This window comes from Streptomyces montanisoli (genome assembly GCF_017813245.1).
Lineage (GTDB): Bacteria > Actinomycetota > Actinomycetes > Streptomycetales > Streptomycetaceae > Streptomyces > Streptomyces montanisoli.
Genome location: NZ_JAGIQL010000003.1, coordinates 60,401 through 84,848, shown reverse-complemented (window position 1 = coordinate 84,848; position 24,448 = coordinate 60,401). Strand labels below are relative to the sequence as shown.

37 protein-coding genes are annotated in these 24,448 nt (G+C 72.9%); 1 reads left to right on the top strand and 36 read right to left on the bottom strand.

Annotated elements, in window-relative coordinates; translation table 11 throughout:
- Positions 1-109 precede the first annotated feature (109 nt).
- The 36 genes from JFN87_RS01890 to JFN87_RS01720 form a co-directional block, all read right to left on the bottom strand.
- On the bottom strand, positions 110-586 hold the full coding sequence (locus JFN87_RS01890; protein WP_209338031.1) for a hypothetical protein: 477 nt from the start codon (positions 584-586) through the stop codon (positions 110-112).
- Complete coding sequence (locus JFN87_RS01885) at positions 583-1,125, bottom strand: phage tail tube protein (protein WP_209338029.1); 543 nt, start codon at positions 1,123-1,125, stop codon at positions 583-585. Before JFN87_RS01885 ends, JFN87_RS01890 begins: the two co-directional genes overlap by 4 nt.
- Positions 1,118-1,549, bottom strand: a complete 432-nt coding sequence (locus JFN87_RS01880) for a minor capsid protein (RefSeq protein WP_209338027.1) — start codon at positions 1,547-1,549, stop codon at positions 1,118-1,120. The genes JFN87_RS01885 and JFN87_RS01880 overlap by 8 nt, the downstream gene beginning before the upstream one ends.
- Entirely contained in the window at positions 1,542-1,895 is a 354-nt protein-coding gene (locus JFN87_RS01875) for a minor capsid protein (protein WP_209338026.1), read from the bottom strand. Before JFN87_RS01875 ends, JFN87_RS01880 begins: the two co-directional genes overlap by 8 nt.
- Positions 1,892-2,209, bottom strand: coding sequence for a hypothetical protein (locus tag JFN87_RS01870; RefSeq protein WP_307865259.1), 318 nt, complete (start codon positions 2,207-2,209; stop codon positions 1,892-1,894). Before JFN87_RS01870 ends, JFN87_RS01875 begins: the two co-directional genes overlap by 4 nt.
- Positions 2,206-2,595, bottom strand: a complete 390-nt coding sequence (locus JFN87_RS01865; protein WP_209338025.1) for a hypothetical protein — start codon at positions 2,593-2,595, stop codon at positions 2,206-2,208. The genes JFN87_RS01870 and JFN87_RS01865 overlap by 4 nt, the downstream gene beginning before the upstream one ends.
- A gap of 3 nt (positions 2,596-2,598) precedes the next feature.
- Complete coding sequence (locus JFN87_RS01860) at positions 2,599-2,751, bottom strand: hypothetical protein (RefSeq protein ID WP_209338023.1); 153 nt, start codon at positions 2,749-2,751, stop codon at positions 2,599-2,601.
- Positions 2,752-2,771: 20 nt separating this feature from the next.
- Complete coding sequence (locus JFN87_RS01855) at positions 2,772-3,638, bottom strand: N4-gp56 family major capsid protein (protein WP_209338022.1); 867 nt, start codon at positions 3,636-3,638, stop codon at positions 2,772-2,774.
- A 69-nt stretch (positions 3,639-3,707) separates the two neighbouring features.
- A complete protein-coding gene (locus JFN87_RS01850) occupies positions 3,708-4,475 on the bottom strand; it encodes a hypothetical protein (RefSeq protein WP_209338021.1) in 768 nt (255 codons plus the stop codon).
- Between the two features lie 452 nt (positions 4,476-4,927).
- The gene (locus JFN87_RS34240) at positions 4,928-5,098 is read right to left on the bottom strand and encodes an Rmf/CrpP fold protein (RefSeq protein ID WP_307865258.1); all 171 of its coding nucleotides are present in this window, start codon (positions 5,096-5,098) and stop codon (positions 4,928-4,930) included.
- 4 nt (positions 5,099-5,102) lie between these two features.
- Complete coding sequence (locus JFN87_RS01845) at positions 5,103-7,316, bottom strand: phage minor capsid protein (protein ID WP_307865257.1); 2,214 nt, start codon at positions 7,314-7,316, stop codon at positions 5,103-5,105.
- Positions 7,317-7,337: 21 nt separating this feature from the next.
- On the bottom strand, positions 7,338-8,819 hold the full coding sequence (locus JFN87_RS01840; RefSeq protein WP_209338020.1) for a phage portal protein: 1,482 nt from the start codon (positions 8,817-8,819) through the stop codon (positions 7,338-7,340).
- Entirely contained in the window at positions 8,816-10,105 is a 1,290-nt protein-coding gene (locus tag JFN87_RS01835) for a PBSX family phage terminase large subunit (protein ID WP_209338018.1), read from the bottom strand. Before JFN87_RS01835 ends, JFN87_RS01840 begins: the two co-directional genes overlap by 4 nt.
- Before the next feature lie 3 nt (positions 10,106-10,108).
- Positions 10,109-10,627, bottom strand: a complete 519-nt coding sequence (locus JFN87_RS01830) for a helix-turn-helix domain-containing protein (RefSeq protein WP_209338016.1) — start codon at positions 10,625-10,627, stop codon at positions 10,109-10,111.
- A gap of 77 nt (positions 10,628-10,704) precedes the next feature.
- Positions 10,705-11,100, bottom strand: coding sequence for a hypothetical protein (locus JFN87_RS01825; protein WP_209338015.1), 396 nt, complete (start codon positions 11,098-11,100; stop codon positions 10,705-10,707).
- A 268-nt stretch (positions 11,101-11,368) separates the two neighbouring features.
- Positions 11,369-11,722 (bottom strand): hypothetical protein, encoded by a 354-nt coding sequence (locus JFN87_RS01820; RefSeq protein ID WP_209338014.1) that lies wholly within the window; start codon positions 11,720-11,722, stop codon positions 11,369-11,371.
- Positions 11,723-11,804: 82 nt separating this feature from the next.
- On the bottom strand, positions 11,805-12,293 hold the full coding sequence (locus JFN87_RS01815; protein WP_209338013.1) for a hypothetical protein: 489 nt from the start codon (positions 12,291-12,293) through the stop codon (positions 11,805-11,807).
- Positions 12,294-12,356: 63 nt separating this feature from the next.
- The gene (locus tag JFN87_RS01810) at positions 12,357-12,893 is read right to left on the bottom strand and encodes a hypothetical protein (protein ID WP_209338012.1); all 537 of its coding nucleotides are present in this window, start codon (positions 12,891-12,893) and stop codon (positions 12,357-12,359) included.
- 162 nt (positions 12,894-13,055) lie between these two features.
- Complete coding sequence (locus JFN87_RS01805) at positions 13,056-13,910, bottom strand: hypothetical protein (protein WP_307865256.1); 855 nt, start codon at positions 13,908-13,910, stop codon at positions 13,056-13,058.
- A gap of 80 nt (positions 13,911-13,990) precedes the next feature.
- The gene (locus JFN87_RS01800; protein ID WP_209338011.1) at positions 13,991-15,577 is read right to left on the bottom strand and encodes a coiled-coil domain-containing protein; all 1,587 of its coding nucleotides are present in this window, start codon (positions 15,575-15,577) and stop codon (positions 13,991-13,993) included.
- Positions 15,574-16,050: a hypothetical protein gene (locus tag JFN87_RS01795; RefSeq protein WP_209338009.1), complete on the bottom strand. Its 477-nt coding sequence runs from the start codon at positions 16,048-16,050 to the stop codon at positions 15,574-15,576. Before JFN87_RS01795 ends, JFN87_RS01800 begins: the two co-directional genes overlap by 4 nt.
- Before the next feature lie 303 nt (positions 16,051-16,353).
- On the bottom strand, positions 16,354-17,085 hold the full coding sequence (locus tag JFN87_RS01790; protein ID WP_209338008.1) for a hypothetical protein: 732 nt from the start codon (positions 17,083-17,085) through the stop codon (positions 16,354-16,356).
- 38 nt (positions 17,086-17,123) lie between these two features.
- Positions 17,124-17,330, bottom strand: coding sequence for a zinc finger domain-containing protein (locus tag JFN87_RS01785; RefSeq protein WP_209338007.1), 207 nt, complete (start codon positions 17,328-17,330; stop codon positions 17,124-17,126).
- Positions 17,331-17,411: 81 nt separating this feature from the next.
- Entirely contained in the window at positions 17,412-17,891 is a 480-nt protein-coding gene (locus JFN87_RS01780) for a single-stranded DNA-binding protein (protein ID WP_209338006.1), read from the bottom strand.
- Entirely contained in the window at positions 17,892-18,428 is a 537-nt protein-coding gene (locus tag JFN87_RS01775; RefSeq protein WP_209338005.1) for an HNH endonuclease, read from the bottom strand.
- A 123-nt stretch (positions 18,429-18,551) separates the two neighbouring features.
- On the bottom strand, positions 18,552-18,743 hold the full coding sequence (locus JFN87_RS01770; RefSeq protein ID WP_209338004.1) for a hypothetical protein: 192 nt from the start codon (positions 18,741-18,743) through the stop codon (positions 18,552-18,554).
- Positions 18,740-19,282, bottom strand: a complete 543-nt coding sequence (locus JFN87_RS01765) for a hypothetical protein (RefSeq protein WP_209338003.1) — start codon at positions 19,280-19,282, stop codon at positions 18,740-18,742. Before JFN87_RS01765 ends, JFN87_RS01770 begins: the two co-directional genes overlap by 4 nt.
- Positions 19,279-19,956 (bottom strand): zinc finger domain-containing protein, encoded by a 678-nt coding sequence (locus JFN87_RS01760; protein ID WP_209338002.1) that lies wholly within the window; start codon positions 19,954-19,956, stop codon positions 19,279-19,281. The genes JFN87_RS01765 and JFN87_RS01760 overlap by 4 nt, the downstream gene beginning before the upstream one ends.
- Positions 19,953-20,891, bottom strand: a complete 939-nt coding sequence (locus JFN87_RS01755; RefSeq protein WP_209338001.1) for a mucin-2 — start codon at positions 20,889-20,891, stop codon at positions 19,953-19,955. Before JFN87_RS01755 ends, JFN87_RS01760 begins: the two co-directional genes overlap by 4 nt.
- A gap of 76 nt (positions 20,892-20,967) precedes the next feature.
- Positions 20,968-21,129 carry a hypothetical protein gene (locus tag JFN87_RS01750; RefSeq protein WP_209338000.1) on the bottom strand — a complete coding sequence of 54 codons (162 nt, stop codon included), beginning with the start codon at positions 21,127-21,129 and terminating at the stop codon, positions 20,968-20,970.
- Positions 21,126-21,275: a hypothetical protein gene (locus JFN87_RS01745; RefSeq protein WP_209337999.1), complete on the bottom strand. Its 150-nt coding sequence runs from the start codon at positions 21,273-21,275 to the stop codon at positions 21,126-21,128. The genes JFN87_RS01750 and JFN87_RS01745 overlap by 4 nt, the downstream gene beginning before the upstream one ends.
- Positions 21,272-21,883 (bottom strand): hypothetical protein, encoded by a 612-nt coding sequence (locus JFN87_RS01740; protein ID WP_209337998.1) that lies wholly within the window; start codon positions 21,881-21,883, stop codon positions 21,272-21,274. Before JFN87_RS01740 ends, JFN87_RS01745 begins: the two co-directional genes overlap by 4 nt.
- Entirely contained in the window at positions 21,880-22,938 is a 1,059-nt protein-coding gene (locus JFN87_RS01735; RefSeq protein ID WP_209337997.1) for an ERF family protein, read from the bottom strand. Before JFN87_RS01735 ends, JFN87_RS01740 begins: the two co-directional genes overlap by 4 nt.
- Complete coding sequence (locus tag JFN87_RS01730; RefSeq protein WP_209337996.1) at positions 22,935-23,246, bottom strand: hypothetical protein; 312 nt, start codon at positions 23,244-23,246, stop codon at positions 22,935-22,937. The genes JFN87_RS01735 and JFN87_RS01730 overlap by 4 nt, the downstream gene beginning before the upstream one ends.
- 70 nt (positions 23,247-23,316) lie before the next feature.
- Positions 23,317-23,499, bottom strand: coding sequence for a hypothetical protein (locus JFN87_RS01725; protein ID WP_209337995.1), 183 nt, complete (start codon positions 23,497-23,499; stop codon positions 23,317-23,319).
- Positions 23,496-23,720 (bottom strand): hypothetical protein, encoded by a 225-nt coding sequence (locus JFN87_RS01720; RefSeq protein WP_209337994.1) that lies wholly within the window; start codon positions 23,718-23,720, stop codon positions 23,496-23,498. The genes JFN87_RS01725 and JFN87_RS01720 overlap by 4 nt, the downstream gene beginning before the upstream one ends.
- 261 nt (positions 23,721-23,981) lie before the next feature.
- Between JFN87_RS01720 and JFN87_RS01715 the strand changes: the two genes are divergently transcribed.
- Positions 23,982-24,428 carry a helix-turn-helix domain-containing protein gene (locus tag JFN87_RS01715; protein WP_209337993.1) on the top strand — a complete coding sequence of 149 codons (447 nt, stop codon included), beginning with the start codon at positions 23,982-23,984 and terminating at the stop codon, positions 24,426-24,428.
- The last annotated feature ends 20 nt before the right edge of the window (positions 24,429-24,448 follow it).

Here is a 24,448-nt window from a genome sequence, read left to right as displayed (position 1 = left end):
TCGAGGCCGGAGACGAGCACGAGGAAACGGCGCGTCGACAGGGCCGCGAGGTCGGCCGCGGTCGTGCCGTAGGCGCGGGCGAGGTCGCCCTCGACCGCGGCCCAGTGGGTCAGGACCGCGCGCCAGAACGCGCGGTCGTCTTCTTCTTCGCCGGCTTCTTCGTCGCGCGGCGCGCCGCCCTGTTCGTCGGCGCCGGCGCTTTTCCCGCTTCCTGCTGCTCGTACAGCTCGGCGGCGCGCTGCATCGTCATGGCGCCCGGGCGGCGCACGTTCGCCGCGGAGTAGATCAGCACGACGCCGAGCTGCCGGTCGGTCATGCCGTGCTCGGCCCACGTGTCGAGGACATCGGCGCCGTACAGGATGGCGAGCATCCGGCGCACGTCGTCGGGGTCGCTGCTGTTCTGGACGCGCTCCATCTGGAGCGTGAACATCAGCGGCAGGGACTCCGGGAGCACGTACTCGACGCCGTACAGAGTGATGCGGGCGCGGTCCCGGGTGGTGGCCTCTTCCGCGAAGAACGCGTCAAAGTCCGCGGCGAGCTGCGCGCCGCCCGGGGTGTCCTCTTCGAGGTCGAGGTCGTCGTTCACGCCGCGGCCGCCTTCGTGGTGCCGGCCGTGGTGGTGCTGGCCGTCTTGGCGGTGGCCTGGAGCGTGGCGCCCTCGACGACATCGGCGGTCGAGGCGGCCCCGCACTTCGTGATGGTGGCCGACCAACTCGTCTTGTCGTTGTTGCCGCCGCCCTGCTCGCCCGGGGTGACCGTTGCGTCCCACACAACCCATTCCGTCTGCGAGTTGTGGCGCCACCTGACCGCGTTGTGCGAGTCGATACCGAGACGGTTCGACCAGTCCTGATCGATGTACGCCTGCCCGGCGTCCTGCGTCTTCGTGGTCTTGTCGATGCGGTACTGGCCCTCGATCGTGAGCGTCGCGCCGCGCTGCATCACGTCTTGGTTGTACTGGCCCTCGTCCTCGAAAGCCGTAATGTCTGCGGTCTCCTCGTTCTCGCCCGGGGCGTGCGTGAACGTCGTCACGCCCATGACGGGGAGCCACGTTTCGGTGTCGGCGCTCTGGTCCTGGACCTCGAAAATCCAGCCGCGGGCGTCAATCGGCCTGCTGGTGCTACTCATCGGCGTTTCCTTCCTGCGTGTCGTCGCCGGCGAGCTGTAGGTCGAGGTTCACGACGTGCTCGTGTCGGCCGTTGCTGTCGGGGCCCATCGGGGCCGGGGTGGCGCGGGCGGTCGCCAGGACCAGCCACGTGCCGTCGTCGAGGCGTACGCCCGCGAGGCCGTGCAAGGCGCGGTACAGGGCCGTACAGCGGCGACGAGAGACCCGCGGGTCCGGGCCGCCCCGTACGCGGATCTGTAGGCGCGGGGCGTCGGTGTCGTCGCGGGAGTCGGGGGCCGCTCCGTCGTACAGGCCGAGGGATACAGCCGCGTCGGGCGTCGAGGGCATGGCCTCGACGAACAGGTCGCCCGTGGTGCCGGTTGGGTCGTACGTGGCCATTCCCGCGGCGTGCAGCCATCGTGCGAGGCCGTCGAGAACGTCAGCCACGAAGCGCCCTCCGCACCTGCGCCGCGAGGATCTGCGCCGCGGAGTCGGCCTCGTCGGTCGCCGCGGATTCGAGGTACTTCGAGCGGCGCCCCGGGTCGTGCCTCGCGGTCAAGTCTTCGTGCTGGCGCACGGCGTACGGGGTCTCGTAGGACACGGCTGCCGTGAGCGACGCCTCGTCGACGGTGGCGACGCCTGATCGTTCGAGGGTGCCCTCTTCGATCGGTACGCGCTCGTTGGACACCTGTAGGACGTGCTCGGCGGCGAGGCGCAGGCCGCGTACCTCGGCGGCCCGTAGCGCCCCGAGAACGGCGCCCGTATGCAGGCGTAGGCGGTAGCGCTGCGTCATTCGCACACCACCTCCACCGATTGCGGTACGGGCAGGCCCGGCGCGGTGTGCGCGGACACTGTCAGGGCACGCGTGGTGCGGCCGTCGGGCAGCGTGATGCGGGACTCTGCCGGGCAGTCGAGGCCCGATGCAGTGATGACCTGCGCGGTGGCGGTGACCTCGCGTCCCTCCGGGTCCCGCACGGTGCGCACGGTCGCGGCGACCATCGCCGGAACGTCCGCGACCGGTGCCCGGTAGGTCGGTCCGTACGCGCTGTCGCCGGCGTACGCCTCGACCGTGATTCGGTGCGGCAGCAACCATCCGGGGACGTTCACCAGATCACCCCGGGCAGGAGTCCGGCGCGCCGTAGGGCGCGGTGGGCCCGCGGGGCGAGGTCCACGTCGCCCGCATCCGCGGGCCCGTCCTTGCGCCCAGACAGGGACACGGGGCCGATGGACACGCTGTCCCATCGGCCGGCCGCGCCGGTGCCGTCGTCGCCGGTCGCCTGCTGGTACTCGACCTGTGCGCACGCGGCGTCGGCGAGCGCCTGCACGATCGCCGGATCGGTCGGCATGCCTGCGGTATCGGTGCAGTACACGGCGGCCGTGAGGGCGTCGTCGACATCCTCCGACGCGCGCATGAGTAGCCGGTCGGCGTCGGCCGGGGCCGGTTGCCCGGTCCACGCGGTGAGCTGTTCAGGCGTTGCGTAGACACGGGCCACCGGTCACCCCTCCTTCGTCTTGCGGGTACGCGAACGCCCCGCGGGCTTTTCGGTCTGCGGGGCGTCGTCGGTGCCGGTCGTCTGCTCGCCGTCCGGCGCGGTGCCGTCCGGGTCGCCCTCGTCCGGCGGTGGGTTGTGGTAGCGGCGCAGCAACACGGCGGCGCCCTCCTTCCTGATCAGGCGCCGGCCGTGAGGGAGCCGACGCACACGGCCTTGTCGTCGAGGCGCTTCACCGCGTAGTGCACGTTGGTCGTGATCACGGTGGTGCGCCGTAGGATGTCGCGGTCGGTCTCGACCAGCGGGCGCCGCTTGTACAGGGCGCCGAGCGCGTTGTTCTTCATGACCAGGAACTTTCCGGCCGTGATCCGGTCGGTGACGACGACGGGCATACCCGCGATCGCGCCAACCTGCCCGGTGGTGACCGGGGTCGCGTTGCCGAGCGACGCGGCGTTGATGAACTGGTCGTCGGCGAACACCTCGGCGAGCTGCGCCGAGTTGATGAACAGGCCCGCGAACTCGGCCGGGTCGAAGTCGTCGCCGAACGTGGCGAGGGCGGGAACGATCGCGTTCACCCATCCGAGCTTGGCCGTGACGCCCGACGCGCCGGCGACGGTCACGGTGTACGGGGTGCCGCCACCCTGCGCGGACTCGTCGGACTGCGCCTGCGCGATGAGCGCCGCGTCGACCTTGCGCGCGGCGAGGATGCCGAACTGACGCTGCGCCTCGTCGCGCGGGTCGCCGAGACCCGTAAGCAGGGCCTTGTCGGTGATCTCGACGGCCTTACCGGCCTCCTTGATCGTGGCCGAGCTGGAGCTCTGGGTCATGGCCGTGGTGCCCATGGCCTCGCCCTCGGTGAGGTCGTCGAGCTCGCCGAGCGCCCCCCACTTCGGGAAGTTGATCGTGTCGCCCGGCTGACCGACGAGCGTGTCGTCGGACTGCACGGCGCCGGAGTTGAGCACGCGGGCGGCGCCGGTGAAGCGCGCCTGCGCCATGTCGCCCCAGACCTCGGGAACGATCAGATCGGCAGCGGTGGTGTCGGCCACGGTGGGCCCTCCTTACGGATGTGCCGGCGCGGTGCCGGGCAGGTGGGATTGCCCGGCGGGCGCCGGGCGTCACGCTCCGGCGAGGCGCCGGTACGTGTCGGGGTCGGACTGCATGAGCTGGGCGCGCTGCGCGTAATTCATGGCGGCGAACTGGGCGGCGGTGACTTCCGCGGCGCCCCCGCCGTTGCCGAACTCGGCGCCACTGCGCGCGGGTCCTGCGAGGGCCTGCTGCTGCGCCTGCGCCTGCTGGGCGGCGAGCCGCGGGTTCGCCTGGACGGCGGCCGTCACGGCGGCCTTGATGCCGTCCGTGTCGGTCGGGTCGAGCTGGGCGACGGAATCGGCGAACGCGCGGGAATCGAGCAAGGCGTCGGGATCGGCGCCCGCGGTCGGCGCGGTGCGGTACACGGCGAGCTCGACGGCGGTCTGCCGGGCCTGCGCCTGCGCGGTGGTGAGCTGCTGCGTCAGCTGCTCGGGCGTGGCCTGCTGGCCCGCCTTGGACGGGTCGAGAATGCCGAGCAGCTGCGCCGTGAGCTCCGAGCGGGCGTCGTCGGCGGCGCGCTGCTTCGCGGTCGTGCGGTTCTTGCCCGCTTCCTGGCGGGCCGCGGAGAGCTCGGCCTCAAGCCGGGCGATGGTCGCCGTCGGGTCCTGCCCGCCGGTGTCCTGGTCGCCGTTCTGGGGCTGGCCGGTGGGCTGCTGCCCGGTCGGCGGTGCTGCGGGGCTCGGCGTGGTGCCGGTCGGGTCCTGCCCGCCCTGCTGTCCTGTCTGCTGCCCGGTGCCAGGGTCGCCGCCCTGCTGGCTGTCACCGGTGCCGCCGCTGTTGCTGTTGCCCTCGCTCATGGGTGCGCCCTCCTGGGGCTGTTGGGGCCCGCTCCTGGCGGGCGTGGGTCGTACGGGTCGGGGCCGCTCCAGGCGGCGCCCTGCACGCCTGCGGGCCGCGCCTGGCGGCCGTTGTGCGGGCATGCGAAAGGGCCCGCCGGGGCGGGCCCACCAGATGTTTGCGAATTGACTCGTTCTCATGCGGCAGATCAGGCAAGCCGCATATCATTTCAGCGTCTCATGTGATCACTCTGTGAATGTGAAGCGAGCCAAGTGTGCGGTCATGGCTCCACACCACAAGGGTGTGGGCTGTCCCCGCCACAGATGGATCACTCACATGGACACGCTGGAAACCGCTCTGGGTGTTGTTGGTCAGTTGGTCAACATCACGCTTGCGGTGTGGAGGTTCGTGGACGGTCGCCGGGCCAACCGGAGGCAGTCAACGGGCGTCTAACGGGGGCGGGGCTGAGTGATCAGTCCCGCCCTCTCTCCTCTACCAGGGGGCGCCGCTCGGCATACCCTTTAATCCACGCGGTACGCAGGGTCGAGCTGCCTGGGTAGGGGCAGGCAGTCGGCGGGTCGCCTCGGTCGCCGGCCTCGCGGCCGGCTGTGACTGCCTTGACGATCTCTTCGCGTGTGCCCACCCGGTCACCTCTTGTTCTGTTGGTCCGACTCGTTCTTGCGGGCGCCGGCGGCCCATCGCTGCTCGCGGCCGGTCGCCTTCTCGATGAACTCGGCCTGCGTCATGCGCCCGTGCTCCTGCCACCACTCTTTCAGCTCGTCCGATGCGCGCGCGTGCGCGATACGCGCCGGGCCACTGAACAGGCTTACCGGATCATGCCCGGCGGTCTGCGCCTTCTTGTTGAGTAGCACGCCGCGTAGGTCGTCCTCGGCGGCGAGGTACTGCCGGTACACGTACTCGTCGTACAGGGCGCGGGCCTCGGCGCGCGTGATGCGGCGCTCCTCGGGTTCCTCGCCTTCGGTCCGGGCGAGGCGGGCGGCCTCGGCGGCGAACTGCTCGTCGTCGGCGAGGGCGCCCCATCCTTCCGGGTCCGGGGCGGGCTGCATGGCCTCGGCGAGGGCGTCACGGTCGGCGAGCAGATCGTCGACGGTGTCGCCGCTGCTGGCGGGCGTAGGCATGTCGACGGGCTCGCGTCGGTCGAGCTCGGCGCCGATACGGGCCATCTCGTCGCCGTCGGCGTACTGCATGCACCATGCGAGCTCGTCCTCGCTCGCGGCCGTGAGGTCCACGGCGAGCTGTCCGCCCGGGAAGAGGCGGGCGAGCATGTCGCGGCGGTTCGCCTCGGCGGCGAGCTCCGGCACGTCGTCGAGGCCGTGCGTGATGGCGTGCCGGACACGAGCGGCGAGCTCGTCGTCGGACAGTCCGACCAGGTCCCCGCGCACGCCCGGGAGCCGGGCGGCGAGGTCGCGGCGGTCGAGCTCGGCGGCGATGCGTAGGGCGTCATGGTCGTCGACGTGGCCGAGCACGCGGCCGAGCTCGCTGTCGCTGAGGGTCGCGAGGTCATCGGTGAGGTGCCCACCCGGCGCGGCGCGGTCGAGTAGCTGCGCGAGGTCGCGGCGGTCGGCCTCGCCCTCGATGCGGGCGCGGGCCCGGTCGTCGAGCGGGGTTCGTAGGGCGGCGGCGAGCTGGTCGTCGCTCATCTCCCGAACGCTCTGCGCGTCGCCGGACCATACGCGGGCCTGCTCGACCTGCTCGGGCGTGGCCTCGCGGCGCGGTGCCGGGAGGTTGGAGGCGCCCGGCTGCTCGCGGGCCGGGTTGCGCCGTAGGTCGGGGTGCGCGGCGAGGTGGTCGCGCTGCGCCTTCTGCCACTGGCGCACCTTTGCGTTCGCGGCCTTCCTCGCTGCGGGGTCGACTGCGGCGGCGGAACGGCGCTTGTACTTCCTGATGTTCCGCTCGATGGCGCGCTGCCGCTGCCCTGCCTCGTACCCGACGGGGTCGGGCTTGGCCTGCTCGATACGGGTAATGCCGGGTGTGTACGCGCTCGTCGAGTGCCGGCAGTTGGGGTGTTGCAGCCCTGCGAGGCGGGCCTCGTCGAGGCTGCCCGCGACGCGCACGGGGATCATGCGGCCGTCGTCAGTGGCGTGCTCCACCTCGAACGTGCGGGCGCCGGCGGGTCCCGTGAGGGTCAATACGCGGCCTTCCCACGGGCGGCAGAGGGGGCACTCGCGGGGTGCGTTGGACACGACGACCAGGTCGACCCCGGCGTCGGTCAACGTGCGCGCGTGCGCCTCCGTGGCGGCTCGGGCGACGCTCGTTCGTACGGCCATCTCGGCGTACGAGGTGAGTTGCCAGCGTCGGCCGGCCTTGTCGCGGAAGCTGGTAATGCCCTGGTCGGCGAAGCGGCGCATGGCGTCTTGTGTGGCCTGGCGGCGGGTGCCAATGCCGAGTAGCGGCGTAGCGGTCACCTCGGCGACGACTTGCCGGAACTTGTCGACGACCGTTCGCAGGATCGCGCTGTGTGTCGAGGTCACGACGTTTACGGCCTGCTCGGCGAGGCGGTCGGCGGCCTGCGCGTTCGGCGTGGTGTCGTCGACCAGGGCGCGGGCACTGTCGGGCAGGGCGCCGAGCTCGGCGACCGCGGCGCGGTGCCCGGTGTTGTACGCGTCGGCGACCGCGTCGTGTACCTCGGTCGTGACGGTCTTGCCGAGCTCGTCGACGACGGCCTGTGAGGCGCGCCTGAGCGGCTGTATGGCTGCGAGCTTGCGCTCGGCCCACCCGGGGGCGTCGAGGCCGTCGGCGAGCTGCCGGGCGATGATGCCCAACAGGCGCTGCTCGGCGGCGGCGTACAGGTCGCGGGTGCGCTCGGCGAGGGGTTCGACCATGCCCGGGTGGATCGGCACGGGTCACCCCCTCGCCTTGCGTCACATGGGGAACGTGCCGACGGGATCGGCCGGCGCGCCTGCGCCGGTCTCGGCGAGGATGGCGGCGACCTCCGCTTGTGTGGCGGTGTCGTCCCAATCCGGGTGCAGGGTCTTGACCTTCGTCGCGGTGCTGACGGCGCCCGCCCGGTTGAGTAGGTCGAGCGTGGTTGCCGTCTGCTGCTCGCTGTCGGCCACGCCGTTGCCGAACTCGACGCGCGGACGCTCCGGCTTGAGTCCGGGTGTGAACTGCGCACTGTCGACCAGCAACAGGACGTGCAGCATGTCGGCGAGGGCGCGCCTCCAGTACCCGGCCTTCTTCTTGCGTGTGACCATGCTGCGCGCGGTGCGGGCGTCTACCTCGGTCGCGGTGACGGGCTGGCCGTCGCCGTCGAGGCCGAATGCCTGCGCGTCGTACCCGGCGGTCTGCACGGCCTCGCGGGTGATCGCTTCCGCGGTGCTCTGGTGCTCGGCGACGCGGATAGCGAACTGAGCGAGCGTGATACCGGCGCCCTCGGTTGGCGGGATCTTGAGCGCTGACCAGACCTCGCGGTCCTCGTCAAATGATGCGCCGTTGCCGGGGCCGTCACTGCGCAGGTAGCCGTCGGGCACTATCAGCCGCGCGCGGGCGAGGCGGATATCGCGCATCCAACTGGTCCACGTCTCGTCGAGCGCGTCGAACAGGTCGTGTACGCCCTGGTAGTCGGAGCGGCCGACGGGGCTGGATCGGTGCAGCCGGTTCGGGAGCATGTTCGGCACGTACGCGGCCGTGAGCTGCGTGATACCGGTAGCGATGACCGACTCGCCGTCGTCCGCGCGGGTGACCTGCTTGGCGAGGTCGGCGGTGTCGGGGTGCTCGGTGAGTGGCACGCGCCGGCCGATGTTGTCCGGGGTGCCCTCGTACAGGGCGTGCACGACGCGGCCGGGCTCGTGGCGTTCGATGTGCCGCCACACGGTGTGATCCGTCGAGCCGTCGAGCTCGCGCCAGAAGTTGACGGCGCGCAGCATGCCGAAACGGAATTCCGGCAGGGCGGCGTCGGGCTGCATGACGGTAAGCAGCGCACGCGATACGAGGTCGCGGTCGTAGGTGACGCGTAGGAACACGCCCGACAGGGCAGCGGCCTGCTCCGCCGCGCCGAGCAGCATCTCTTGCGCCATGCCCTCGTCGAGCAGCTGCTCTAGGCGAGTCTGCGTCGTCGTGTCCTCGACGCGGATTGTGGGCATGTCGGCGAACAGGAGATCGGCCGACGTGCGGGCGATGTCGCCCGGCAGTGGAACGTGCAGGCGCGGTTCCCGCTTGCGGTGGTGGTGCTCGGAGCGGCGTCCCCAGAGCTTCCGGCGCTCGCGGGCCTCCGTGTGGTGGCCGTAGATGCGGGCGAGGCGGTGCCGGTCGCCGCTGTACCACGCGTCGTCGAGGCGCATCTCGCGGTAGGTGCGCGACCAGCTCGGCGGCGGCCACTGGGCGCCATCGGTGGGCAGGCTCATTCTGTGTCCTCCTCCGGGCGCGACGGGGTGAGCAGGTGCCGCCACTCGTGCGCGGTCGAGTGCACGACGTAGCGCAGGGCGTCGGCCGAGTGGTCGTCGACCTTGAGTGGCGCGTCTTCGCCGCGGTCGGTGGCCTTGGGGTCCCAGCTGTAGCCGGGGAGCTCGGTGAGCAGTCCCTCGCAGCTGCGGTGTACGAGTAGGCGGCCGGCGGCGAGCATGCTGGAAACGCTGCGGATGCCGTCGGCAACGTCGTTGGTGGCACGGGCGATCCCGGCGTGTCCGTCCGCCCACAGCTGCGTACTGAACGACGCGGCCGACGGGTCAACGAACGTCCACTCGGGCGCCACGCCCGCGGGTACGGCCGGGCTGGCGCCCGGGGGCTGGTAGGCGGCGAGCCACGCGCGCACGGCCGCGGAGTACTGCGCGTCGGTCATGCTGCGGTGCGTGGTGCGCGCCTCGTGCCGCCACTCGCCGCACACGTACAGGCGGCCGTCGATGCCCTCGCCGAGCAGGACCGCGGCAAAGGGGTTCGTGGTGCCGTAGTCGATACCGAGCCAGTGCCGGCGCATGTCCGGCAGCTCGTCGACGACGTGCGCGCCCTCATCCCACATGTCGTAGATGGCGCCCTCGGCGACGACCCACGCGCCATCGATCATGCGGCGGCGCCACAGGCCGACGTACTCGGCCGTGAGGTCGGCGATGTACTCGGGCGACAGGCTCGGATTGTCGGCGAGGCGGAAGTGCCAGGCGCGGAGGTTCAGCTCGCCCGCGCGGTCGAGGTACCCGACTTTCAGCCAATGCCGGGGGCTGTCGGGGTTCGTGGTGGCGAACAGGCGCGCGCCCGGCACGCTGAGTCGGGCGAGTAGCTGCGTCCAGAATCCCTCGGGTACGAGGGTTGCCTCGTCGACGTACGCGAGCTGCGCCGTGAGGCCGCGCAACCGTCCTTCGGCGCGGGTGTCGGCAGCGCCGATCAGGTGCACGGTGCGGCCAAGGATCGTTGCCGTGGTGGCGCCGCGGGTGTGGTGCACGTGCCGGGCGAGGGGCCCGAACAGTGCGGCGTCGGTGAGCGGTTCGAACACGTTCCGCTCGATCGTTTGTAGCGACCTGCCACAGATGATGATCAGTCCGGATGGGCCCGCGGTCGCGACGGCGATCACGAACGCCAGTAGCGAGGCGATCGTCTTGCCGGACCGGACCGACCCGTGCCACAGGTTCACGCGCGCGGTGGCCTGGCCGACCGATCGCAGCTGCTTGCGTGACAGGGGCAGGGCATCGAGGTTGAGCACTGCTCACCCCCCGTCGGCGCCTCCGTCGTCGGGGTCGTCGGCGGCGGCCTGCGTCAGTGCCTCGCCGAGCGCTCCGAGCATGCTGCGGACCTGCTCGGCGCCTTCGCCGCCCTCGGCGGGCGCGAGGCGCAGGGAGGTGGACACGGCGGTCTGTACGGAACCGATGATCTGCCGTTGGTCGCCGAACCTGGGCCGGTCGAGGTCAGCCGTGTGCCAGTCGCCCTCGCGGCCGGCGAACTCGCCGACGGTGCACGGGGCGAATAGCTGCGCGCGCAGCTGCTCGGCGTCGCCCTGTAGACCGAGCGCGAGCGTGGCGCGGCGGGCGGCGAGGTCGGCGCGGCGTACCTCGGTGGCGACGGCGACCTCGCCCGCGCGGTCAAAGGTGAGGTCGAGGGCGCGGGCGATCTTCGACACGGTCGAGGGGGACCGCTTGAGCTCGCGGGCAATCTCGTTGCGGCTCTTGCCCTGCGCGTGAAGGGTGCGCACCTGCTCGCGGTCCTGGTCAGTGATCGGGCGCGGCACGGCGTCACCTCCGGGCATACGGAACGCCCCGCGGCGGATGCGCCGGCGGGGCGTTCGGATGGTCGGTGGGGGCGGCGCTACGCGGGGCAGGTGCGGCCCTTGTTGGCCTCGTATGCGGTCTTACCGTCATCGAGGCCCGTTGCGGCGGCGCCGATGCTGCCGACGGCCTTACGCCCGTTGGCGAGGCGGTTGTCGGCGCCCTTCGTGGCCCCAGTCGCACAGTTGATCTCCACGAACCACCCGGCGTCGTCGGTGAGCTTGCCGGTCACGTCGTCGAACACGGCGCGCAGGTCCTTGGTCGAGGTGACCTCGACGGTGACGGTCCGCTGATTGCCGCTCGTGTCCTGGTGCGTGATCTTGTACGCGGGAACGTTGGCGGCGGGCTTGCTGTCGTCGCTGCTGCTGCTGCATGCGGTGAGCGCTGCCAGGGCGGCGACGGCGGCGAGTGCTGCGGCGGTGGCGCGGTGCTTCATGTGGTCCCCCCACGGTTGAGTAAGTGGCTCATAAGGGGGACGTGTGAAACGGGTGTGATAGTTCCGGGTGGATATGAAACGCCCCGCAGGCGCGGTGCGCTGGCGGGGCGTTCGTTTCCGGGCACGCCGAAGACGCGGCCCACATTAGGTCACGGAACGATCACGGCGCAACTCGCGCGGGCACGGGCGGCCGTGCGTCCGGGCACGCTCGCGGCGGCCTGTCGGACGGCGGCGCCCCGCTCGTCGGACGGGCGGGGCGCGGTGTCGGCTACGGGTGCAGGATGCGGCCGACGGGCGGGGCGGGCAGACGGCGGCCCATGCCGCGGGGTGTCGGTCGAGCGTCGGACGGCCGGTCATACCCGCTGCTCGCGGGCCGGTTGCCTGTCGGCTGCTGCTGCATCTGGTAGGCGAGCAGGACGGGCGCGGTGGCGGGCGGGCACACGCCCTGCGCCCATGCTGTGCGGTACATGTCGGCGGCCTGTCCGACGGCGGTACGGATCGCGTCGGACAGGTTCGCGCCGGTCGACATGAGGACGGCGAGGTCGGCGGCGAGCTGGTCGTCGACGCGGATCGAGGGGCGGGCGCCGGCCTTCGGCGGCTGGGTAGGCTTGGCGGTGGTCATGGTCGGGGTTGCTCCGATCGTGGTTAGTCGGGTCCGTCCGGCGGTGGAGTCGCCGCGTACGGGCCCGCGCTGCTGTCTGGGGCTACTTGTCGGCGTCGAGCTCGCGCAACACCTGGTAGACGCGGGACGGCGTGAGGCCGAGCTCGTCGGCGATCTGCGGCGCCTTCATGCCGCGGGCGCGGGCGGCCTTGATGGCGCGCGGGGTGGCGGCGACGGCGGCCTCGGCAGCAAGGCGCAGGGTGCGAATGTCGGCGAGCTCGAAGTCGGCGGCGAGCTTGTCGAGTAGCGGGTCAAGGCGCCCGCTCTGGGAGCGCTGGGCGTTGCGGTACGTGCGGGCGAGGGGTTGCAGGTTCATGCGGCCGAGGGTGTCGCCGCCGGGCACGGAGCTCCGGGGGGCCTCAACGGCGGCGTGGTCGGCGCTGTAGCTGTCAATCACCTTGACGACGGCCCGCAGCATGAAGTTTTCCAGTGCTGGGCTCTGTGGCGCAGTGTCGAGCAGGTGCTCGCGGAACTCGGCGAGGGAGGGCCCTGCGACGCGGACGGCTGCGCGGCGTGGCTGCCTGTCGTTCATCTCTGTTGCTCCTGTCGGTACGGGTCGGGCCCGCCGTCGGGGTGAGGGCGGGCCGTGGGTTGGTCAGTCGCGGAAGAGGGCGCCCTGGTCGGCGTCGAGGTCGACGGCGAACAGGCCGTCGGTGGGCTGCTCGCCGATCCACTCGCCGCGCCACGTGCCCTCGGTGGCCTCGGCCTCGGTGACCAGTTGGGCGGCGGTGCGCAGCTCGTCGGCGATCAGGTCGGCGGGGTCGAGGGTGACGAAGTCGGGGCAGATGGTCGGCGCGGCGGGCGCGAGCTGCACGTCGGGGAAGTGGTGCGGGTGGCGCGGGTCGCCGTCGCAGCGGGCGCCATGGAAGGCGCAGTACGGGGCGGGAGCGTGGCCGGCGCGGTCGATCCACGCGCGGGCGGCGCGGCGCTCGGCGGGTGTGTGAAGCGCGCGGTTGATGAGGATCGCCTCGGCGTACGCGCTGATGGTGTGCAGTACGTCGGTGGTGGTGGGCTCGATGACGAGGGTTCGGCCGCGGCCGCGGTGGGCGGCGTCGAGGGTGGCGGCGAGCGCGCGGTCGGTGGGGTTGCTGGCGGTGATGTAGTCGGCGAGGGCGCCGGGGATGGTGACCATTGGGGGTTGCTCCCTGTGTCGTTGTGTGCCGGGTGGAGTCCGGCGGTGCCGTGTGGAGTACGGCAGGTCTCTGACTGTAACGGCATGTGTAGCCATTACACAAGCGGGTCGGAGAAAGGGGACGCCCACGAACTCGGCGCCCCCTGCTCCCCGTTCGGGCCGCTACTCCTTGCGGTGCCGGGCCGCGTCGAGCGCACCGAACAGGCCGACCAGCTCGGCGCCCTGCCACGTGCGCCGGCCGCGTTCGAGCAGCGCGGGCGCCCCGCACCCTGCGCCCGTCGAGCACGTCACCGCGGGCTCACCACCCGGGCGGGTGCGGCCGACCATCTGCCCGCCGCACCACGGGCACGGATCGTCGAGGCGCACCGTGCGGCCGTCGCGCTCAAGGGCCCGCTCGACGGTGCGACGCGCGCGGGCCGCGGTCGTGGCGGCGTGGTCGAGCAGGCGCGGCGGCAGCGACGTGAACAGGTCGCCGTCGAGGTCTTCGCCGCACACGCGGCCCTCGATCCACACGGCGGCCCAGTGCAGGCCGTACGCGCGCGAGCCGGGGCGGGCGGCGCGGCCGGTGACGGATGCACTGTGCGTTGGGAGGTGCCAGCGTGCGGGGTTGACGGCGTCGGCCTCGTCGCGGGTGAGGTTGCCGCGTAGGCCGATCCAGTACCGGACGGGGCGCTGTATCTGCTCGGCGAGCTGGTCGGCGAGGTCGAACAGGTCGCGCTCGACGGCGAGGGCGGCGTCGAGGGCGTCGAGGTTGAGTGGTGCGGGGTGCTCGCGGACGGTGAGCGGGATGCGGCCGACGCGGGCAGTGTCGAGGTCGTCGTCGGCGTGGCGGTCGCCAGCGGCGCTCCGGTCGAGGAACGAGCGGGTTTCGCGCGGGGGCCACTCGGCGGCCGGGGGGCGTTCGATGGCGGCGAGCAGGTCGCCCCACTGCTCGCGCACGGCGCGCAGGTCGGCGGTGGCGGTGGTGATGGCGTGCAGGGTGGTGACGGCGGCGGCGTCGAGGGCGGGCGTGTGCACGGGGGCGGCGCTCCTTGCGGGCGGTGTGCGGTGGTCGTCGGGCGGGCGCCCCGGTCGAGGTGCGGGGCGCCCGGGGTTGGTCAGGCGTCGGGGTCGTCGGCGAGGGCCTGCTCGATGCGGTCGGCGTAGATGGCGGCGGCGCCCTGCGGTGATCCGGCGCGCATCCGGCGGGCGAGGTGGCGTACGCGGTCGAGGCGGGCCGCGTAGGTGCGGACGCGGCGGTCGGCGTGGGCGAGGGTGACGGCTTGCTCGCGGGCCTGCTCGGCGAGGCGCGCCTCGGTCGAGTCGGCGGCGTCGGCGAACGCGGCGGCGGCCTGTGCGGCGGCCGGAGTGATGCCGTCGTGTTCGGCGACGGCGGCGAGGGCGGCGCCGAGCGTGTCGGCCTGGCGCACGCGGTCGAGGGCCTGCTCGGCACGGCGGGCGCGCTCGTGCTCGGCTCGGCAGCCGGCGCCGTTCGCGCGGGTGTCGTCGGTGCGCTTGCGGGCGCGGTCGCGGGCGGAGTGCCAGGCGGTCCGGTAGATGGCGGCGCGCTCCTTCTGCTGCTCGTACCCGGCGCGCAGGTGGGGAATGCTGCTCGACTTCTCGATGCGGTCGAGGGCGGCCTCGGCCTTGATGGCGCGTACGTGCATGGCGTTGTAGATGGACCACTCGACGGGGTGGCCGTAGGCGTCGCGCTCCTTGGTGATCCGCTGCGCGCCATGGGCGCGCCCTTCGTCGACGGCTTCAAGGATGCGGATACGGCGCTCGGCCTGCTCGGCGCGGGCGCGTACGTCGGCCACGTCCTCGACGACGCCCCGGATCGGGCCCTGTCCTGTGCGGCCGGTGGCGGCCTCGTGCATGTCGGCGATGGTCCGGCATGCGCCGAGGGCGTCGGCCTTGTAGCGCTCGGCGTCGGCCTCGGCCTGCTTGGCCCGATCAATGAGTTCGCGGATGTTGGCGGCCCGGCCATGGATCGCGCTAAGCGCGGCGCTGTGAAGCTGCCCGGGTGCGAGGCCGAGGGCGGCGTGCAGTTCGTCCCGCTCGCGCTCGGCCTGGTCGGCGCGGCTCGACTCGCGGGTGTAGAGCCGTTCCATGCGGGCGCGTTCCTGCTCGGCGAATTCGACGGTTCCGGCGCCGGCCGTCGTGGCGACAGGGAACATGACGGGCCGGTAATCCCCGTCGGCGGCGAGGCGGACGGCATCGGCGGCCGTGGCCGTGCGGACGACGGCGGGGAGTCGACGTTTCCACGCGTCGGCCATGTCGCGGATGCGGGCGACGCGTTGCTCGGCCGGCTCGGCGCGCTGCTGCCACTCGTCGCGCTCGGTCGTGATGCGCTGGGCGCCGTGGGCGCGGCCCTCGTCGACGGCATACAGGATGGCGACCTGGCGCTCGGCCTGCTCGGCGCGCTGCTCGGCCTCGACGATCGCCACCTCGGCGGCCTCGACGCGCTGCCGCTGCCGGTCCATGGCGCGCTGCTGGCCACGCTCGGACGCGCGCGCGTGGTCGCCCTCGGCGAGCTCCGTGTCGACGTGCGTACGCAAGAGGCCGGCCTCGTCGGGGCTGAGTACGCGGCGCTGTGCGCGGGCGAGCAGGACGAGCAGGGCGTCGCGGCGGGCGGTGCGGAGCTGGTCGGTTTCGGCGCGGCGGGTGAGGCGTTGGGAGCGTGGGGCGCGGCGGGTGCTGCTCACTTGCGGGGCTCCTTCGTGGCGGCGCGGGCGGCGTCGGCGATCGTGTGCAGTCGTGCGATGAACGCGTCGAGCTGGTCGAGGGGGACCGATGAACCGCTCGGGTCGGTGCGGAAGTACACGCCCGGCCCCTGCTCGGGGATCACGGCGACGGACGCGAGCAAGCGGTCGCCGTCAACGTCGGTGCCGTGCCACGTCGGCCGACCGTCGGGGTCGGTGCGGTACTGCTCGGCGGGGGGTTGGTCGTCGTCGACGGGGCGCCACGTGCTCTCGGCGCGCTCGACGTACCCGGACGCGTACGGCGCGCCGGTGTCGGCGTCGCGCAGGTGGTTGGTCCAGAACGTGACGCGGGCGCGGGCGGCGCCGTGCGTGGCGTACGGGCCTTCGCGCCATGTGGCGCGGGGCTTGCCGGGCGGCGTGCTGGTGAGGACGGCCCGGTATACGGGCCCGCCGTCGGCTGCGATGTTGCGGGCCATCAGGGCCGGTCCTTCCGGGCGAGGCGGGCGAGGTGCTTGTCGGTGCGGCGCCGTGCCGCCCTACGAGCGAGGGCGGCACGGACGCGGGCGAGGCGCTTCACGCGGCGCGCCGGTGGATGCGGTGCGAGGGAACCAGGGAGCAGCGACGGCAACGGCGCATGTCGCGCTTGGCCCATCGGGCCCGGGCCGTCACGGGGTCGGCTTCGTGGGGGCGCTCCTGCTCGGCGTCGCACCCGGGGCACGAGTCGCGCATGAGGCCGTACCCGTGGGCGCACTTGACGACGGGCGGCTCGTCGACGGGGGTCACTGCGGGTCCCCGGTCTTGGCGGCGGACCGGATACGGCCGGCCGCGGACTCCACGGCGTCGCGAACGTCCCGGCTCGACCATTCCTCGGGCCACGTGCCGTCACACTCGCGCATCTCGGCGGCGACCTGCTCGGCGATGGTGGCGGCCTCCTCGAACGCGGCGGCGCGCACCTGGGCAGTGTCGACGGCGGGCGCGGCCTGCTCGGCGGCGTCCTCCTCGACGGCGGAGCGCAGCTTCCGGCCGAACGCGGCGAACAGTTCGCCGAGCTCCGGCTCGCTGGCGTGCGCGGGGTCGACGGGCTCGTCGGCGGCCTGTCGGCGGGCGAGGTGCGCGGCGACACGCAGACCCTTGCGGTACGCGCCGTGCGGCAGGGCGTCGGGGCAGTGCGCGCGGTCGCGGCGGGTGATCTCGTCGAGGTGGTCGGCGTGGCGGGTGAGAGCGTGCGCGGCGGCGGTGCGGTCGCTGTCGTCGGCGGGCTGCTGGTCGAGGTGGTCGGGGCGGGCCGGTGTCGGCCGGTCGTGGATCGGGCACGGCTGGCCGGTCGAACGGGCGCGCCCGCAGCTGCGCGGCTCGCGTGCGAGCTGGTCGGCGATCTGGCGCAGTACGTCGGCCGCGGTGGCGCGTGGCAGGGAGGACGACACGTCGGCCGGGCCGTCGTTCGGCACGGTGACGATCAGGCGGTGGGTGTCGAGCGAGGCGACGGTGACGGCGTCGGGAACACGGGTCATGGGGTGCTGCTCCTGTGGTCTCGGTGGAGTCGAGGGGGTCAGACGATGGCGGTCTGGGCGGCCTGGGCGTCGGCGTGCTGCCGGGCGAGCGAGCGGGCGCGGTGCACGTCGTGCTTCCGCACGCGGGTCCCGCTGTGCGAGGTGCACGGCGCGCCCTCCTTGGCTCCGCACGCGTCGCACGGAACGTTGATCGCGGGCAGGTTCAGGGCGGGCACGGTCTCGGGCGTGTACTCGGTCTCGGGCATGGGTGGTGCTCCTGTCTCGGTGGAGTCGAGGGGGTCGCGCGCGCGGGGCGGGCCGCGTCCGGACTCGGCGCGGCGGGCGGGTTAGAACGGGGGCTCGTCGCTGTATCCCTGGGCGGTGTTGTGTCGGGCCCATGGGTCGTCGGTGGGCTGCTGTTGTCCCCATCCGCCGGCCTGCTGGCCGTTGCGGTTGCGCTGGCCGGTGGTCTTGGTGATGGCGGCGGTGGCGTTGCGCAGGGACGGGCCGACCTCGTCGGCGTCGAGCTCGTACACCGTGCGCTTGACGCCCTCGCGGTCCTCGTACGACCGCTGCTTGAGTCGGCCTTGGACGATGACGCGCGTGCCGCGTTGCAGGGATTCGGCGACGTTCTCGGCGGCCTGGCGCCATATGGAGCAGGTCAGGAACAGGCTTTCGCCGTCCTTCCACTCGTTGGTCTGGCGGTCGAACGTGCGGGGCGTCGACGCGATGCGGAACTTCGCGACGGCGGCGCCGGAGGGGGTGAACTTGAGCTCGGGGTCGTCGACGAGGTTGCCAACGACGGTGATTACGGTCTCGCCTGCCATCTAGGCGGCCTGCCTTTCGAGGGTCGGGGCGGGGAGGGTGGTGACGACGGCGCGGGCTCGTGCGCGGGAGTGGCGGCGGCATGTGCGGCAGCGGCGGTGTCCGTGGCGGTCGCGGTAGGTGTTGGCGTCGTCGAACGGGTGGCCCTTGTCGCAGCGCGTCTTGCGGGCGTTCGCGGCGGTCGGCGCGGTGCTGCGCAGGGTGTTGGTGCGGTGGTCGGTGAGCTCTAGGTGTGCGGGGTTGACGCAGTTGCGGCGGCGGCACTTGTGGTCGAGCTCGGGGCGCGGTTCGTCGTCGTCGACGGGCTCGGGCAGGGGCCCGTATGCGAGCTCGTAGGCGTAGCGGTGGGCGCGGATGGTGCGGTCACCGTCGCGAAAGGTGCCGTAGAACTCGCCGTGTTCGCCGGCGTCGTGCTGGCGCTTGCTGCGGGCGCCGCCGGTCCACAGGTGGCACGGGCCGGGGGCGTCGCGGTAGAGGCTCACGGGGCCTGCGGTGTTCACCTTGGCGGCGAACCGTTCGGCGGCGGCCGGTCGCGGCATCGGGAGTCCTCCGGGACGTTCGGGGTGAGTGTTCTTCGTGGGCAGGTTTGTTATCTGTCAGGACAGAAAGGTAGCGCGCAGGGGGGTGTGATGGCGTGCGGGAGGGCACCCCCCTGCGGGTCGTTATCGGTTCGTGATGATCGCGTGTGTGGCCGTCTGCGGGCCGTTGGCGGGCTCGGCGGGCGCGAGGGTCCACCCGGCGGTTTCGAGGGCGCGAGCGACGCGCGCGGCGGCGTGCGCGGGGTGGCTGATCAGCTCGGCCGTGGTGGCGTCTTCGAGGGTCGCGCGGATCACGGCGACGGCGGCCGGGGTCATCGCTGCGCGCCGGTGACGTGGCGGGCGCGGCGCTGCGCGTCGGGTCGCACGGTGTCGGGCGGCGTCATGAGGGCGCGGGCGTGGGTGGTGGCTTCGGCGGCGAGGCGGCGGCGCCGGCGGTCGGCGTCGGCGCGGGCGCGCTGGTCGGCTTCGGCCTTGGCGCGCATCCAGTCGAGCCACGTTCGGTGCCGGTCGGGTTCCCCGGGCCGGTAGGCGGCCGGTGTGGCGGGGTGCTGCTCGGCGGCGAGCTGCTGCTCGGCGCGGCGCTCGGCGAGCAGGGCGCGGCCGTCGAGCTCGGCGAGGGTGCGCCACCGGTTGTGTCCGCGGTGCTGCTCAAAGAGCACGTACGCGCCCTGGTCGGCGTACTCGCGGGCGAGGCGGGCGGCCTTCTTCCGGTCCGGCGTCGAGCGGATCGCGGGCCGGTCGGGGCGGGCGTCCCACGATGCGGTGACGCGGTACCCGCTGCTGTTGGGCGTGTGGTCGCCGGGGATGGCGCGGCGGCGGAACGGGCGGTCGGGGTGCTTGCGGTGGTGGTTCATGCGCTCTGGTCCTGTCGGGTGTGGTGGTGGGCGGTGGCGTCGTCGAGGCGGCACGGGTGCGGGGTGCTCATGCGGCGGGCGCGGTTCTTGCCCATGCGGCACGGTTGGCCGGGGGCGGCTCGGCACCACGTGCACGGCACGTCGAGGGGGTCGGGCAGCTGGGCGTCGGCTAGGGCTTCGCGGTGGGCGCGTACGGGCCGGTGCGCGCGCAGCTGGTCGGCGGCGGCGTCGGGGATGCGCCGGCCGATGGCGGCGAGGCGCGCGGCAACTTCGGGGGCGGGTCCGCCGGTGAGGGCGGGCGGTGCGGTGCCCGGGGCGAGGCCGACGGCCTGCGTTGCGGTCTGCGGGTTGATCCGGCCGTCGGCGACGGCGGCGAGCAGACGGCGGCGGTGGGCGATGGACTCGGCGCCGGTCTCGTCGGGGTGGCCGTCGTAGAGCACGTTGGCGTGGTCGAGGCGGTCGCGGCGGACCTTGGCGCGCTGTTGCACGACGTGGGCGGGGGTGAGCCATCGGTCGGTTTCGGCGTAGTGGCGGGCGACGGCGGCGCGGGCGTCGTCGTCGAGGGGCACGGCGTGTAGGGCGGCGGCCCATGCGCGGGCGTCTGCCTCGCCGACGGTGCGGCGGTCGAACGCGGCGGCGAGGGTCAACAGCTCGGCGGCGTCGGCGGGCGTCACTGGGCCGCCTCCTGGGCGCGCAGACGCGCGGCGAGGTCCATCCCGGCGGCGACGCGCTGATCGGTCGTCGAGGGGCGGGCGGCGCGGTCGAACGGGATCACCTCGGCGCCCGGGGCGGGCCGCTTGAGCTCGGCGAGGGCGAACGTCAACGTGCCGCCGGTGACGGGCTTGGACAGGTCGCCGAGTCGGTCGAGGGCGGGCCACAGGGTGGCGGGGTCGAGGCCGTTGCCGAGCGCGTCGGCGATCGCCCGGCCGACGGTCGTACGGCTCTGGGCGGTCGTGCGGCCGTAGGTCTCCCACCATCGGGCGAGCAGCTGCTCGGCGGGTCCTGGGGTGCCGGGCCGGTCCGTGGGGGGTTGGGGGGTAGTACTCCCGTAGGGAGTACTAGGGGTCGGGTCGGGTCGGGGGGACCGTGACGGGTTGTACCCGTCACGCTGTGACCGGTGCTCTTGACCTGCGGCGCCTTCCCAAAACGCGCCCTGATTCGGAGCGCTTTCGAGATTTTCCGTCGACGATTCGTCGTCGATTCGACCGCGATTCGTCGACGAATCGGAGGCGTTTTTGCGGGCGGCGCGCTGCTCGGCGGCACGTTCGCGGGCCCGCTGCTGGCGCTCGGCGGCGGCGGCGCGGTCGTCCTCGACCTTCGCCCGGCGCGGGTTGTACTGGTGGTAGTCGTGGATCTGGTAGTCACCCGTGGCGGGCTGCGGGCAACGCGGGCAGGTGTGGCCGGCGGCATGCCACAGGCCGACCGTGACCAGCTTTCGGGCCTGCGGGGTGGTGCCGTACAGCTGGGCGACGACGCCCGGTACGGCGCCTTCGGTGAGGTGCTGGGCGACGTAGGCGCCCGCACGCATCCACAGGCCGACGGCGGCGTTACCGGCCTTGATCAGCTTGGGGTGACTGTGCGCGGTGTCGTCGACCTTGAACCATGGCACGGGGGGTTGCTCCTGTTCTGGTGGTGCGGGCGCCCGGGGCGAGGGGCCGTGTGGCTCGTCCTCGCCCCGGGGCCGGTCATCGGGTGCGCTCGGCGTCGGCTTCTGCCTGCTCGGCGCAGACCTTCATGGCGGGTCGGCCCTGCTCGTCGCGGAGGTTGGTCAGGCGTCCGCAGTAGCGGCACGGGCGGCGCTTCGCCGACCAGTGGCGGCGGTCGCGCCAGTCGAGGGCGCGCGTCACCGCGGGGCCGACTGGCTGCGGCGATGGCGGGCGTTGTGGCGGCGCTGCTCGGTGCGCCACAGGGCGGCGAGGCGGGTCTCGATCGCCCACGCCCCGACGACGAGCGCGGCGAGGGTCACGACTGCGGTGACAGCGGCGAGGATCACTTCTCGCCCCCCGCGGTGATCGCGGCGAACTGCGCGGCGAGAGTGCCGGTGCGCCACGCCTCGGCGGTCGCGTCCTTCCCGCCCTTGCGCCACGTGAGCGAGTGCGTGCGGGCGCTGGTTGGTTTGATGAGCACGCCCGGCACCTCGACCAGCTCGCCCGTGTCCGGGTCGGCCCACTGGGCGGGGCGCGTGCCCTTGCCGTCGAGGGACAACTCAAGGGCGGCCATTTCGGCGACCAGCTCGGCCGCGCGCCACTCCTTGACGGTCCGCACGAGCCGGGTCTCCGTGTACTCCTGACGCTGCTCGGGCCACCGTGCGGCGACCCAACGGGCGAACGCCTCGGCGTCGGTGACGACCGGGCCCACGCTGCCCTTACGCAGAGAGATGGTCGCGACCGCTGGCCCGCCGGGGAGCTCGGCGGCGACGCGCTCGACTCCATCCCGCCGGGCGGCCGCGTCAAGCGCGGCCTGTGTACGGGCCCGTACGTCCTTCTTGGCAGCGGCGACGCGGGCGGCGAGCAGGTCGACGGCGGCCTCTTCGATGGCGAGGTCGCGCAGGGACTCGGCGGGCTGCTCGGCGTTCGGCGTGCTGGTGTCGGTGGCGGTCACGCGGCGGCTCCCTGGACGGCGTCGAGCAGGTCGTCGCGCATGGCGTGCAGCTGCTCGCGGGTGGCGTCGGCCGGGGCAACGCCGTGGCGCGAGGTGAACAGCTGCTCGACCTCGGCGCGGTCGGCGATCCCGGCGTCGCGGGCGGCGTCGAACATCTCGCCGAGCGCGGCGGCGTGCTCCTGGTCGCCGCCCTGCTGCCCGGTCGACGCGCGCCCGCCGGCCTGCCGCTCACCCTTGGGCGGCGCGCTCGCGGCCTGGGCCTTGCTGCGGGCGACCTGGTCGAGCTGGTCGAGGAAGTCGGCCGGTGCGCCCGCCTTGACGGCGGCGGCCCGGATCTTGTCGAACTCCTCGCGGCTGTCCGCCTTACGGGCGGCGGCGAGGTAGTCGGGCCGCTGCTGGCGCTGCTGCTGCGGTGGCTCCTGCTCCCACGGGCCCGGCTCGGCCCGGTTGCTGCGGCGCGGCTGCTGCCCGCCCTGCTGGCGCTGCTGCCCGCGCTGCTGCCCGCCGCGGCGCTGCTGACGCTGGGTCTGCTCGGCTCGCTGCTCGGCGGTCGGCTCCGGGTGGTGGCGGTCGCCGTCGTCGATACTGCGGGCGTCCACAGGCAGCATGAACAACGTGAAGAGGAGGTACTTCAACGCGGCCGACTGCGCCTTGTTGGTGGCCTTGTCGGCGAAGTCGAACGCCTCGCCCGGCACGTCGGCGAGCAGACAGTCGCCCGCGGGCCCGTACACGCGGTACCGCATCGTGATCACGGTGCGGGTCATCTTCCCGTCACGCTCCTGCCGGTGCCCGGCGATGCTCGGCAGGATGAACAGGCCGTGCTTACGCATCGGGCCTGCCATGGCCGACATCACGTCGTCGATACCGCGGAAGTTGTAGTTCTGCTGCGTGTTGCGCTGGTCCTTCCCGACAGGCATCGCGTCTGCCATCACGGCGGCGACGACCGCGAACACGCGCGGCGCGTCGGCCGGCGCGCCCTCGGGCGCGGGCACGTACGCGGTCTCAAGGCGGGGCGCCGGGTTGGGGACGGCGGCGAGTGGCGTCGGGGTGCTCATGCGGTGCGTCCGTTCTGGGCGAGGGGGCTGGCGGCGAGGGGGATCACGACGGCGAGCGGCTGTTCGTCGTCGCGGGCGGGGGCGATCTCGGCGAGCAGGGCCTCGCGGGTGCCGTTGGCCTCCGCGGCGCACATGGCGCGCTCGGCGCCGGTGGCGTCCTCGTCGACGGCGGCCACGTCGAGGCGGAGCACGCGGGCGGCGTGCGAGGCGAGCAGACGGCCGAGCGTGTCGGGGTCGGCGGCGTAGGCGAGGGCGAGCTCGTCGAGCTGCACGTCGGCGCGGTCGTCGCCGGTAGGGTCGTGGGACACGTCCAGTGCCTTTCGAGTGGTGGGTCGTGTGGGGCCGTTCCGGGTCGCATCCGGGCGGCCCCGTGGCGTTTCAGGCCGCGGCGCGGTGGGGGACGGTCGCGCGCTGCTGGCGTTCGAGGTGGCGGCATATCGCCTCGACGTCGAGGGGGAGGCGTCCGGCGGCGCGGTCGGCGTCGCGGCGGGCCCGGGCGGCGTCGAGGTGGCGGCGCGCGTTCGCGAACGCCTCCTCGCGGCTGATCACGCGGGCGCTCATGCGGCGGCCTCTGTGACGGCCTGGCGCTGCTTGAGCAGGGCGGACGCGGGCAGGCCGTATGCGTGCTCGACGGCGGCGGCCACGCGGGCGGAGGGCGCGGTGTGGCCGTGGTAGAGGCGCCATGCGGTGGCCTGTGCAACCTTCAACCGGTCTGCGAGGTCTACGGGGCGTGCGTCACCCTTTGCGGCAGCGACGGTGCGTAGGGCGGTGCGGTCGTACACGGTTAACGGTCCTTTCTGGCCGGACAGTTGTCTGACCGGCCAGAAAGTTAACACATAGCTTTCCGGTGTGAAAGCTACCTGCGGGTTCGCTGCCCTATACAACGTTGACGGCGTGCGACCGCGCGACTACCGTCGTACAGACGTTCGAGGCATTCATGCAGGTCACGCATCCGCATATGCCAAAGGGGGGTGCCACCATGCGCCATGTCATGGCTGAATCCTGGTGCGCCGTGATCTGTCACGACGCGCTAAATTTCTCGCATGAAAAACAGCAACGGCGACGAGACAGCAACCCAGACGTTCGCCACCTGGCTACACGACCAGCTCGCCCGACGCGGCTACGACCTCAGCCGCCCACGTAGCGGCGGAAAGTCGTCGTTCGCCGCCGACTCCGGCATCAGCCCATCAACCGTCGGCCGGCTACTACGCGGCGACAACATCACCGACACACGCGTCCTCGGCCTACTCGCCGCGGCCCTACACGTGCCGCTCGGCGAAATGCTCGTACGCGCCGGAATCCTCGACGAGCGCGAGCTCGCGTACGTCCGCCACCCCGAGCCCGGCGAGCGACGCATCACGCCCGAGCAGGCCGCCGACGAGCTCGGCATCGAGGACGAACAGAAGCGCCGCCTGTTCGTGAACATGACCGAGACCCTGCAACGCACACCACCCCCCACCGAGAGCGGGGGCCGCACCGCAGAGCAATGAACTACCCACGGAGGCACCAC

Bases quoted from the DNA above. Each gene is read 5' to 3' on its own strand.
- JFN87_RS01725 (WP_209337995.1), bottom strand. From the start codon at position 23,499: ATGAGCGCCCGCGTGATCAGCCGCGAGGAGGCGTTCGCGAACGCGCGC.
- JFN87_RS01850 (WP_209338021.1), bottom strand. From the start codon at position 4,475: ATGAGCGAGGGCAACAGCAACAGCGGCGGCACCGGTGACAGCCAGCAG.
- JFN87_RS01785 (WP_209338007.1), bottom strand. From the start codon at position 17,330: ATGCCCGAGACCGAGTACACGCCCGAGACCGTGCCCGCCCTGAACCTG.
- JFN87_RS01875 (WP_209338026.1), bottom strand. From the start codon at position 1,895: ATGACGCAGCGCTACCGCCTACGCCTGCATACGGGCGCCGTTCTCGGG.
- JFN87_RS01795 (WP_209338009.1), bottom strand. From the start codon at position 16,050: ATGGCCCGCAACATCGCAGCCGACGGCGGGCCCGTATACCGGGCCGTC.
- JFN87_RS01735 (WP_209337997.1), bottom strand. From the start codon at position 22,938: ATGAGCACCCCGACGCCACTCGCCGCCGTCCCCAACCCGGCGCCCCGC.
- JFN87_RS01780 (WP_209338006.1), bottom strand. From the start codon at position 17,891: ATGGCAGGCGAGACCGTAATCACCGTCGTTGGCAACCTCGTCGACGAC.
- JFN87_RS01885 (WP_209338029.1), bottom strand. From the start codon at position 1,125: ATGAGTAGCACCAGCAGGCCGATTGACGCCCGCGGCTGGATTTTCGAG.
- JFN87_RS01765 (WP_209338003.1), bottom strand. From the start codon at position 19,282: ATGAACCACCACCGCAAGCACCCCGACCGCCCGTTCCGCCGCCGCGCC.
- JFN87_RS01775 (WP_209338005.1), bottom strand. From the start codon at position 18,428: ATGCCGCGACCGGCCGCCGCCGAACGGTTCGCCGCCAAGGTGAACACC.
- JFN87_RS01790 (WP_209338008.1), bottom strand. From the start codon at position 17,085: ATGACCCGTGTTCCCGACGCCGTCACCGTCGCCTCGCTCGACACCCAC.
- JFN87_RS01815 (WP_209338013.1), bottom strand. From the start codon at position 12,293: ATGAACGACAGGCAGCCACGCCGCGCAGCCGTCCGCGTCGCAGGGCCC.
- JFN87_RS01820 (WP_209338014.1), bottom strand. From the start codon at position 11,722: ATGACCACCGCCAAGCCTACCCAGCCGCCGAAGGCCGGCGCCCGCCCC.
- JFN87_RS01840 (WP_209338020.1), bottom strand. From the start codon at position 8,819: ATGAGCCTGCCCACCGATGGCGCCCAGTGGCCGCCGCCGAGCTGGTCG.
- JFN87_RS01715 (WP_209337993.1), top strand. From the start codon at position 23,982: ATGAAAAACAGCAACGGCGACGAGACAGCAACCCAGACGTTCGCCACC.
- JFN87_RS01825 (WP_209338015.1), bottom strand. From the start codon at position 11,100: ATGAAGCACCGCGCCACCGCCGCAGCACTCGCCGCCGTCGCCGCCCTG.
- JFN87_RS01770 (WP_209338004.1), bottom strand. From the start codon at position 18,743: ATGACCCCGGCCGCCGTCGCCGTGATCCGCGCGACCCTCGAAGACGCC.
- JFN87_RS01810 (WP_209338012.1), bottom strand. From the start codon at position 12,893: ATGGTCACCATCCCCGGCGCCCTCGCCGACTACATCACCGCCAGCAAC.